Source organism: Novosphingobium sp. 18050 (assembly GCF_902706195.1).
Classification (GTDB): domain Bacteria; phylum Pseudomonadota; class Alphaproteobacteria; order Sphingomonadales; family Sphingomonadaceae; genus Novosphingobium.
The window spans coordinates 293203-302544 of sequence record NZ_CACSJO010000003.1; the positions used below are offsets into that span (position 1 = coordinate 293203).

Annotated in this window: 12 protein-coding genes; 6 read left to right on the forward strand and 6 right to left on the reverse strand. The window is 65.1% G+C overall.

Annotated features, from left to right (window positions below; translation table 11 throughout):
• The first annotated feature begins 18 nt into the window (after positions 1-18).
• From wecB to GVL61_RS05695, 4 genes are all read left to right on the forward strand, one after another.
• Entirely contained in the window at positions 19-1146 is a 1128-nt protein-coding gene (gene wecB, locus GVL61_RS05680; RefSeq protein ID WP_159977853.1) for a non-hydrolyzing UDP-N-acetylglucosamine 2-epimerase, read from the forward strand.
• On the forward strand, positions 1136-2440 hold the full coding sequence (gene wecC / locus GVL61_RS05685) for a UDP-N-acetyl-D-mannosamine dehydrogenase (protein WP_159977855.1): 1305 nt from the start codon (positions 1136-1138) through the stop codon (positions 2438-2440). Before wecB ends, wecC begins: the two co-directional genes overlap by 11 nt.
• 323 nt (positions 2441-2763) lie before the next feature.
• On the forward strand, positions 2764-3288 hold the full coding sequence (locus GVL61_RS05690; protein WP_235037542.1) for a CHAP domain-containing protein: 525 nt from the start codon (positions 2764-2766) through the stop codon (positions 3286-3288).
• A 104-nt stretch (positions 3289-3392) separates the two neighbouring features.
• Entirely contained in the window at positions 3393-4238 is an 846-nt protein-coding gene (locus GVL61_RS05695) for a hypothetical protein (RefSeq protein WP_159977859.1), read from the forward strand.
• A gap of 59 nt (positions 4239-4297) precedes the next feature.
• Here GVL61_RS05695 and GVL61_RS24735 read toward each other — a convergent pair whose 3' ends face one another.
• The 6 genes from GVL61_RS24735 to GVL61_RS05725 form a co-directional block, all read right to left on the reverse strand.
• A complete protein-coding gene (locus GVL61_RS24735) occupies positions 4298-4516 on the reverse strand; it encodes a hypothetical protein (RefSeq protein ID WP_200844676.1) in 219 nt (72 codons plus the stop codon).
• A gap of 143 nt (positions 4517-4659) precedes the next feature.
• The gene (locus GVL61_RS05705) at positions 4660-5334 is read right to left on the reverse strand and encodes a CDP-alcohol phosphatidyltransferase family protein (protein WP_159977861.1); all 675 of its coding nucleotides are present in this window, start codon (positions 5332-5334) and stop codon (positions 4660-4662) included.
• Between the two features lie 108 nt (positions 5335-5442).
• Positions 5443-6204 (reverse strand): molybdopterin-dependent oxidoreductase, encoded by a 762-nt coding sequence (locus tag GVL61_RS05710; protein ID WP_159977863.1) that lies wholly within the window; start codon positions 6202-6204, stop codon positions 5443-5445.
• Positions 6201-7049 (reverse strand): cytochrome b/b6 domain-containing protein, encoded by an 849-nt coding sequence (locus tag GVL61_RS05715; RefSeq protein WP_159977865.1) that lies wholly within the window; start codon positions 7047-7049, stop codon positions 6201-6203. Before GVL61_RS05715 ends, GVL61_RS05710 begins: the two co-directional genes overlap by 4 nt.
• Positions 7046-7678: a carboxymuconolactone decarboxylase family protein gene (locus GVL61_RS05720; protein ID WP_159977867.1), complete on the reverse strand. Its 633-nt coding sequence runs from the start codon at positions 7676-7678 to the stop codon at positions 7046-7048. The genes GVL61_RS05715 and GVL61_RS05720 overlap by 4 nt, the downstream gene beginning before the upstream one ends.
• A gap of 34 nt (positions 7679-7712) precedes the next feature.
• Positions 7713-8129, reverse strand: a complete 417-nt coding sequence (locus GVL61_RS05725) for a secondary thiamine-phosphate synthase enzyme YjbQ (RefSeq protein ID WP_159977869.1) — start codon at positions 8127-8129, stop codon at positions 7713-7715.
• 71 nt (positions 8130-8200) lie between these two features.
• Between GVL61_RS05725 and GVL61_RS05730 the strand changes: the two genes are divergently transcribed.
• Positions 8201-9001, forward strand: coding sequence for an enoyl-CoA hydratase-related protein (locus GVL61_RS05730; protein ID WP_159977871.1), 801 nt, complete (start codon positions 8201-8203; stop codon positions 8999-9001).
• On the forward strand, positions 8998-9342 hold a 345-nt coding region (locus tag GVL61_RS05735; RefSeq protein ID WP_200845003.1), incomplete at its 3' end, for an enoyl-CoA hydratase/isomerase family protein. The genes GVL61_RS05730 and GVL61_RS05735, both read left to right, overlap by 4 nt.

Below are 9342 nucleotides of genomic sequence, written 5' to 3' on the forward strand. Positions count from 1 at the left end.
GCTGGTATCGCATCTTTCATGACCAGTCCCGCACGTATCCTCGTCGTATTCGGCACCCGGCCCGAAGCGATCAAGCTTTTCCCCGTAGTCCATGCGCTGAAGGCCGATCCGCGCTTCGAATGCGTGGTCTGCGTCTCGGCGCAGCATCGCCAGATGCTCGACCAGGTGCTGGAGATCGCCGGCATCGTGCCCGACCACGACCTCGACGTGATGCAGCCCGACCAGACGCTGGACGCGCTCACCGCCAACCTGCTCACCGGGCTGGGCAAGGTGATGGACATCGTGAAGCCGGACCGTGTCATCGTGCAGGGCGATACCGCTACCGCCATGTCCGGCGCGCTGGCGGCCTATTACCGCAAGGTTCCGGTCGACCATGTCGAAGCCGGCCTGCGCAGCTACAACATCTACCACCCCTGGCCGGAGGAGGTGAACCGCAAGATCATCGGCGCCATGGCCTCTCTGCACTTTGCACCCACCACCACCAGCGAGGCCGCACTCCTCAAGGAAAACATCGCGCCCGATCGCGTCCACGTAACCGGCAACACCGTGATCGACGCGTTGAAGTGGGTGACCGCGCAGATCGAAGCGAACCCCGCCCTCGCCTCCGGCCTCGCACCTCTCGAAGCGCGATTCGCGGGCAAGCGCATCATCGGCGTCACCAGCCACCGCCGCGAGAATTTCGGCGAGGGCATGGAACAGATCGCGCAGGCCATCCGCGAGATCGCCCAGCGCCCCGACACCGCCGTGATCTTCCCGGTCCACCTCAACCCCAACGTGCGCAAGGTGATGAACGAGGGCCTTGCCGGCCTAGCCAATGTCGCCCTGATCGAACCCCTGGACTACCCCCACTTCGCCCGCCTGCTCGCCATTGCGGAGATCATGCTGACCGACAGCGGCGGTGTGCAGGAGGAAGCCCCGGCGCTGGGCAAGCCCGTCCTGGTCATGCGCGAAACCACCGAGCGCCCCGAAGGCGTGGAAGCGGGCACCGCAAAACTGGTCGGCACGGACGCAGCGCGCATCGTTACCGAAATTTCAACCCTGTTGGACGATAAGGCGGCCTACGAGGCCATGGCGCGCGCCCACAACCCGTTCGGGGATGGGCATACTTCCAGCCGAATCGTGGAGCTGCTTGCGAATGAAATCTGACAATAAGCCCAGCGTCTGTGTCGTCGGCCTCGGCTACATCGGACTTCCCACCGCCGCCGTGATCGCCCGCGCCGGGTGCAAGGTGCTTGGCCTCGACGTGTCGCAAAAGGTGGTCGACACCATCAACCGCGGCGAGATTCATATCGAGGAAGTCGATCTCGACGGCCTGGTGCAGGGCGTCGTGTCGCGCGGGCTGCTTTCAGCCTCGATCGAGGTGGCCCCGGCGGACGTCTTCGTCATCGCCGTGCCCACGCCCTTCGACAAGGACCACGCGCCCGACATCTCCTATGTCCTCGCAGCCGGGCGCACCATCGCGCCGGTGCTGAAGGCGGGCGACGTGGTGATCCTGGAATCGACCTCGCCGGTGGGCACCACCGAGAAGATGCGCGACATGATCGCCGAGATGCGCCCGGATCTGAAGATCCCCGGCCTGACCCGCGAAACGCCCGACATCTCGATCGCCTATTGCCCCGAGCGCGTCCTGCCGGGCCGCATCCTTGAGGAACTGACCAACAACGACCGCTCCATCGGCGGCATCACCCCGCGCTGCGCCCGCAAGGCACTGGCCTTCTACAAGCGTTTCGTGCGGGGTGAATGCGTCACCACCGATGCCCGCGCGGCGGAAATGACCAAGCTGGTCGAAAACGCCTACCGCGACGTCAACATCGCCTTCGCGAATGAGCTTTCCATCGTCGCCGACCGCATGGGACTGGACGTGTGGGAGGTTATCCGCCTCGCCAACCGCCACCCGCGCGTGAACATCCTCTCGCCCGGTCCAGGCGTGGGCGGCCACTGCATCGCGGTGGACCCCTGGTTTATCGTCCATAGCGCACCGGAGGAAACCCCGCTGATCCGCACCGCGCGCGGCGTCAACGACGGCAAGATGCACCACGTCATCGCCAAGGCCGAAGCTCTGGTCGAGGCGCACCCCAACGCCCGCGTCGCGTGCCTGGGCCTCGCCTTCAAGGCCAATATCGACGACTTCCGCGAAAGCCCCGCGCGTTTCGTCGCCAGCCGCCTTGCCCGCAAGTTCGGCAGCCGCATGTCCGTGGTGGAACCTTACGCCGACGAACTGCCGCTGGAATTCACCGACAGCGGCGTCACCCACATCGATGTCGATGAGGCACTGGAGACCTGCGATATCCTGATCGTGCTGGTGGACCATGACGTGTTCCGCGTCGTCCCCCTGGCCGAGCGCGCCGACAAGCTGGTCTACGACACCCGCGGCATCTGGCCAGATCAACCGCGCGTCGTGCGCGAAGAAGCGGCAAAGCTGGCCCTCGCGGCGGGCTGAAGTTCCTCCCCGAAACGGGGAGGCGAACCATGCACAGCATGGTGGAGGGGCACCTTCCGGGTCACGCTACGGCAGCGTCACCCGGAAGATGCCCCTCCTCGTTTCCGGCAGCATTGCACTGCAAAACGAAGGTGTCAGACAAGCCAACGGTACTGCTCCCCCGAGGGGAAAGATGCGAACCGTTTACATTCCATTCGCCCAATCATTTCATCGTTGTGGACGAAGCGACGAATTGAGCGACGAACCGTTTCCGACGAGCGGTGGCTGGCAGGCCCCTTCGCTATCGCAACAAAACTTGCTCGCTATAACACTGATCCATGAGAATGGTTCCCGTGATCGCCGCAATCGCAACCTCGCTTGCAGCCACATTTGCCATTCCGGCGATGGCTCAGCCTCTCCAGTGCGCGCCTTATGCCCGCGCGAACTCTGCAATTGACCTGCACGGCAATGCCGCCACCTGGTGGGCACAGGCCGAAGGCAACTACGATCGCGGCCAGACCCCGCGCACCGGTTCGGTGCTGGTGTTCAAGGCCAGCGGCGCCATGCGCGTCGGCCATGTCGCGGTTGTGAAGAAGATCGTCGACGACCGCCACGTCGTTCTCAACCACGCCAACTGGTCGCGTCCCGGCATGATCGAACCTTCGGCCATGGCTGAAGACGTTTCGGCAAAGGGCGACTGGAGCAACGTGCGCGTGTGGTACTCGCCCACGCAGTCTCTGGGCCTGCGCGCCAGTGCGGCGTTCGGCTTCATCTACGCACCGGGCACGCAGGACGCCGCGCCGGCGACTGCCGCGCCGCGCCGCGAACGCTTCGAAACCGCCTTCGCCGACATCGCCGCAAAGGGCTAAGCCCCGCGCCGGCTGCGCCTGCCCGAGGCGCCGTCCACCCACACCACTTGTTCTTCCGCGCCGTCCCCTGCAAGTATGACGCTTGACCGGGGGGAGAGCAGCGGATGAAGACTGTCACGATAGCGGCATGGATGCTGGGCACCTGCGCAGTGCTGCCCGCTCTACCAGCCCACGCGACGACGATGTTCCCCCAGGCTTTCACCTGCCCCATCGGCGGCGAGAAGTTCGAAAGCCAGGTCATCGCCAGCTATTCGTCGTTCGGCAGCCGTCCGGACGGGAGGCCTTACGGAACCCTGCCGGTCATGCCGATGACAGAGTGTCCGACGAACGGCTTCGTCCTGATCGGCGATACCCTGTCCAAGGCAGAGATCACCGCCCTCACCCCGGTCGTCGCCAGTCCCGAATATCAGGCAATGCGGCAAACCGAGACGCCGCATTTCCGCGCCTGGTATCTTATGAAAGCGATCAGCAGGCCGCCCGAGGACCTCGCCGACGCGCTGCTTCAGGCAAGCTGGGAAACAGACAGGGATGCCGCCCGCAAGGCACGCTACCAGCAGCTTTTTGTCACGGCGGCAGATGCCGTTGCGCGCGGATCGGACAAGGATGCGGGCCGGAAGTGGTTCTTCCTGAACCTGCGCGCCGTAAACGCCCAGCGAGAACTCGGCGCGTTCGAAGCTGCCTGGACCCGGCTGGACGTCCTCTCGCGCAGCATCGATCTGGCGGGATATGGTCCCGATGAGGCCGACGAAAGCCGCGATCTCAACGCCTATCTCATTACGATGGGCACACTGCTTGCAGAAAAGAACGCCTATTTCGAACCTGCCGGATTGGTCCCTTCCGATGTCGCGCTACAGCGCTGCGACATGACCGAGCCGCCCCTGACACCGTCCGAAACCACGGTATGTGACAGCAGGGAACTGGCCGATCGGCGCAAGGAAATCCCTGGCTGATCCTGCCGCCGCTGCCGCCTGAACCTCCCCGCCAAAGCAGGGAGGAACGGCCGACGGCCTTACTTGCAGACCTTTACTTTCTTGCCCTTCTGCATCTGATAGCGGCAGGTGACCTTCTTCTGCACCTTGGCAGGGGCTTTCTTCACGGCGACCTTCTTCTGGGCCACCGGCTTCGCTGCGGCATGCGCGGCCGGCCTGGCTGCCTGCGCAGCGGCGAGCGTGGGCGCGAAAGCGCCAAGCGCCAGAGCGGCGAGGAGGGTAACGCTGGTCTTCTTCACTTGTCTTCGATCCTTCCCGGAAAATCCCGGTCAAGGCGGCCAATGGCCACGGCGTCGCACCCGCCGCTCACGGCAAGACACGAATACGCCTGAAGTTGCGGTGAACGTGAAGAAATCCGCCCTCTGTCCGGGCAGCGATGCTTTTACTGGGCCGGTTCGATACGGGCCAGCCTGCGCGCCGACTTGATCGTCTGGACCACGAAAAGCCCTATCAGGATCACACCGACGCTACCTACGAACCAGTCGAAGCTGGTCATCGCTTCCATGTCGCGCTGCTTGTCACCGAAGATTAGCATGGCAAACGTCAGCGAAATCAGGATCAGGCGCAGTTCGGTCGGCCCCGCGGAAAGATAGGACAGCCGCATCTCGCCCAGCACGCGCACAGCGAGGAAGGCGTGGATGCACATCAGCAGGTAGCCCACCAACGCGATCAACGACACTTCGAGACGCACGTAAGGGCTGACGCCAATGCCCAGCAGGATCAGGAAAGTGGCCAGCCCGTCGCAGCTGTGATCGAGGAAATAACCATAGCGCGGACGCTCGATATGGCGGAAACGCGCAAGGCTGCCGTCCATGGAATCTCCGAACCAGTGCAGCAGGTAACCGGGCATGCACAGCCACAGCCAATCCTCGTTCAGCAGACTGGTGGCGTATCCGGCGAAGATCAGAACCGCGCCAACCATGCCCAGCGCAGTCAGCAGATCCGGCTTTACCCAGGCAGGCATGCGCGCGCAAAGCCAGTTAAGCAGGCGCCGTTCACCGAGAGCCAGAATGTTCTGCTGTATTCGGGCGGGTGGTGCGATGCGATTGTCCTGCATGATGCCTTATTGTGACAAGTCGTTTACTTGGCAAGGCAAACCGGCTCCTGCCTCCCCCGTTTCGTCGCTTCCGGTAAAGCGCAAAACCAGTGAAACGCCGCGGTTCCGTCAGATTCCGGCGTACCAGGCGTAAGCGCCGTTATCTTCCCAGTAGCCGCCCTTGCCCCCGTGGATGCCCTCAAGCGATGCCACCGCCTCGATCCGGGCGACGAACTTGGCGTGTTTGTAGCCCAGTTGCCGTTCCACCCGCAGCCGCAGCGGCGCTCCGTGAGCCTCTTCGAGAGGCTTGCCGTTCATCGCCCAGGCCAGGATCGTCTGGGGGTGGAAGGCGTCGACCATGTCGATCGATTCGTAATAGGGCTGGCCGTGGTAAAGGTCGGCGCAGTGGAACACGAGGTAACGCGCCTCCGGCCGCAGGCGCGCCATGTCGAGCAGCAGGCCAAGACGCGGGCCCTGCCACTGGCCGATCGCGCTCCAGCCTTCGACGCAGTCATGCCGGGTGATCTGGCGGCGCTGCGGCAGATCGCGCAAGGCCTGGAGCGACAAGGTAAGCGGATGCTCGACCAACCCGCCCAGCATCAGCGACCAGTTGGCGAACCCCTGCGCCAGATGCTGGCGATAGGCCGGATCGGTAACCTCGCGGCTGCCGTTGGCGCGGAACGCAGGCGACATGTCGACCTCGCGATACTCCCGCGCCAGTGCATTTCGACCCAGCACGCGCTGGGTGACGCGGTGGAGGTTCTCGCCGCTTTCCAGCGTCTCGCGGAAAGTGGGATTGTCGAACAGGCGGTCGCAGCCGGGCAGCAGCAGGCTCCCCGCCCCAGCGGCGCCGGCCCGGATCAGGCCTCGGCGAGAGACGGTGAGGGTCATGGCCTGCGCTCCCGGGGCAGGCGATACCAGCCGGTCACCATCGAGCGAACCTCGTTGAAGGGCCCCGCCAACAGCACCATGACGATGTGAAGCACGAAGAACCCCACCAGCCCCCAGGCGCAGAGGAAATGCACCGACCGCGCCGACTGCCGCCCGCCGAACACTTCGGTGACAAACGGCGCCCAGGCATCGGTGCCGGGCGACATGGCCAGCCCGGTGAGGATCATCATCGGCAGCAGCCCGAACAGCACGCCGGCATAAGCGAGCTTCTGGAGTACCGAATAGTGCAACGCGCTCACCCCGGTCGGAAAGCGCAGGCGGGCATGTTCGCGGATGTCATGCCACAAATGCGAAGGCCGCCACTCGGCGCGGGTGATGTGGATGTCCCGGCGGACGTGTCCGGCAATAAGCGACCATGCGAGATAGAACAGCAGCCCGACCGCCAGCACCCAGGCGAAGGCAAGGTGCCAGATGCGCCCGATCGCCAGGCTGTAGCGCGAAGGGATCGTTGCCCAATAAGGGAAGGCCCGCCGCTGGACCTTTCCGTCCGCGTCAGTCCAGAGGCCGAGCGTACCGGTAGTGTCCCAGCGGTGCCCGGCGATTTCGATATAGCCCTGTTCGCCCCCGCCGCTGCGCGCCGAGCCGACCTTGAGCCAGGCATTGTCGTAGTTCGCGCCGTATTCGCCCCAGTAAAGGCGCGGGTGGGCATTGAAGATCATCAGCCCGCTCATCAGCATGACGAGCAGGGTCACGGCATTGGTCCAGTGCCACAGCCGCGTCGGCCAGCGATGCCGCCGTACCAGCTCGCCGCCTTGCGGGGCAGGAGAGGCGGCCGCCTCGCTCACGCGTGGGCAAGTCCGGGATTGCCACCCTCGAGCGGGATACGCAGAGAGTTCTGGACAAAGGCGGTCGCGACGTACTGGCCGACCATCGTTGGAAACTCGATCATCTGCGCTTCGTCCCAACTGAGAGCGAGCGTGTCCCAGGTCTGGTTGGAAAGCGCTTTGTCGGCGATCAGTTCCTCCACCCCGCGCAGGATTGCCGCTTCGTGCCCGCTCCAGCCGGGCGCCGCAGAGCCAATCCGCACGCGCGAAATCTCCGGCGCGGTCAGGCCAACGCGGTAGGCAATGAAAACGTGCTGCCCCCATTCGTAGGGTGCGCGGCAGAGCCAGCCCACCCGCAGCACGGCCAGTTCGCGCTCTCGCGCCGGGATCCGGCCGCGAAACAGTACAGCGCCCATTTCCATCTGACAGCGGAAAATCTCGGGATGCTTGACCATCGTACGCATGTATTCGGGCACTTCGCCCATTGGCGGTGCCCCGGCCCCGGTGCGCACTGCAGTGATCAATCCGCGCGAATCCTCGTCGATCGCATCGTCCGCGACGGGCGCAATGCGCGGGGCCATGCCGACGACATGGGCCTCCCGCTGCACGATATCGAAACCGGGGTCGAAGCCCTCGTCCAAATCCGCCATCCCTTCTCTCCCGCCGCTTCGGCGATACCCCGGATCATTCCCCGATCAGGTGGACCGCAACCTGCCGACGGTGCGCCACAAGCCGATGTTCGGCAAGGTAAATCCCCTGCCACGTGCCCAGCATCATGTGCCCGCCGATGACGGGAATCTGCAGGTTCACCCCGGTCAGCACGGTTTTGAGGTGAGCGGGCATATCATCCGCCCCTTCATCGTCGTGGGCATAGTGGGAGCCTTCCGGGGCCAGGCGGTCGAACCAGGCGGCAAGGTCGGTACGCACTTCCCGCGCAGCGTTTTCCTGGATCAGCAGCGAGGCGGACGTGTGCCTGCACAGCAGCGTCAGCAGCCCCTCGGCCACGCCCGTCCCTTCCAGCCAACCGGCTATCGCCCGCGTGATATCGGTAAAGCCGCGCCCCGGCGTATCGAAGGAAAGGATGGTCGTTGCCTGTCTCATTGCGCCACAATCCTGCAGGCAAGCGCCGCCGCTTTCAACCATGGCGCAAAGAATGGAGAGGGATCGCCCGCATGAATACGAAGTTCTGCAAGGTCGAGACGGACGGCCACGTCATGACCGTGACGATCGACCGCCCTGAAATGCGCAACGCCCTTCACGGCGAGGCCAATTTCGAACTCGGCGAAGTGTTCGACCGCTTCGAGGCAGACCCCGCGCTGTGGGTGGCGATCCTGACCGGCGCGGGCGAAAAGGCCTTCTCCGCCGGCGCGGATTTGCGCACGCCGTCCGACAAGGAAGACCCGCGCGCCTTCAAGGGCATGCCTGTGCCCGAGACCGGGTTCGCCGGGCTCGTCTGGCGCTTCGATCGCCGCAAGCCGGTGATCGCGGCCGTGAACGGCTTTGCGCTGGGCGGCGGCTTCGAGGCCGCGCTTGCCTGCGACGTGATCGTGGCTGCCGAAAGCGCCAGCTTCGGGCTAACGGAACCCAAAGTCGGCCTCGCGGCGCTGGGCGGCGGCATCCAGCGCATCGTCCAGGAACTCGGCCCCAAGCGAGCCCACGCCATGCTTCTGACTGCCCGCCGCGTGCCTGCCGCGCAGGCGCTGGACTGGGGCATGGTCGCCGAAGTGGTGCCCGATGCCGACCTTCTCGCCTGTGCGCGCCGCTGGGCAGACGAGATCATCGCCTGCTCACCCTCTTCGATCATCGCCACCAAGGCGGTGATGCGCTCGTACTACGACCTCGGCATGGAGGCCTCGAACGGGGCGATGTTCACCTTGCCCGAAGTGCACGCGATGTTCACCGGCGCCGACGTGCGCGAAGGCGGCAAGGCGCTGTTCGAGAAACGCGCCCCGGTCTGGTCCGACCCGCAGTGACCGCACCCGTCCTCGTCGAACGCCGCGGCGCGGTCACGCTGGTCACGCTCAACCGCCCGCAGCGGCGTAACGGCGTGACCCTGGCGATGTGCGAGGCCTTCCATACCGCCGTGCGCGAGGTCGCCGCCAGCGATGCCCGCGTCGTCGTCCTGAGCGGTGCGGGCGAGAACTTCTGCGTAGGCGCGGACATCGGCGGTGGGATTATCGAAACGGAAACGGGGGACACCCCGCCGGCTACCCCGCCGGACCCCGCGATCTATCATGCCGCCACCCTGCTCCACACGATGCCTCAGATTACCATCGCCGCCATCGACGGCGGCTGCGCGGGGGCGGGCATGGGT

Bases quoted from the DNA above. Each gene is read 5' to 3' on its own strand.
- wecB (WP_159977853.1), top strand. From the start codon at position 19: ATGACCAGTCCCGCACGTATCCTCGTCGTATTCGGCACCCGGCCCGAA.
- wecC (WP_159977855.1), top strand. From the start codon at position 1,136: ATGAAATCTGACAATAAGCCCAGCGTCTGTGTCGTCGGCCTCGGCTAC.
- GVL61_RS05690 (WP_235037542.1), top strand. From the start codon at position 2,764: ATGGTTCCCGTGATCGCCGCAATCGCAACCTCGCTTGCAGCCACATTT.
- GVL61_RS05695 (WP_159977859.1), top strand. From the start codon at position 3,393: ATGAAGACTGTCACGATAGCGGCATGGATGCTGGGCACCTGCGCAGTG.
- GVL61_RS05705 (WP_159977861.1), bottom strand. From the start codon at position 5,334: ATGCAGGACAATCGCATCGCACCACCCGCCCGAATACAGCAGAACATT.
- GVL61_RS05710 (WP_159977863.1), bottom strand. From the start codon at position 6,204: ATGACCCTCACCGTCTCTCGCCGAGGCCTGATCCGGGCCGGCGCCGCT.
- GVL61_RS05720 (WP_159977867.1), bottom strand. From the start codon at position 7,678: ATGGCGGATTTGGACGAGGGCTTCGACCCCGGTTTCGATATCGTGCAG.
- GVL61_RS05725 (WP_159977869.1), bottom strand. From the start codon at position 8,129: ATGAGACAGGCAACGACCATCCTTTCCTTCGATACGCCGGGGCGCGGC.
- GVL61_RS05730 (WP_159977871.1), top strand. From the start codon at position 8,201: ATGAATACGAAGTTCTGCAAGGTCGAGACGGACGGCCACGTCATGACC.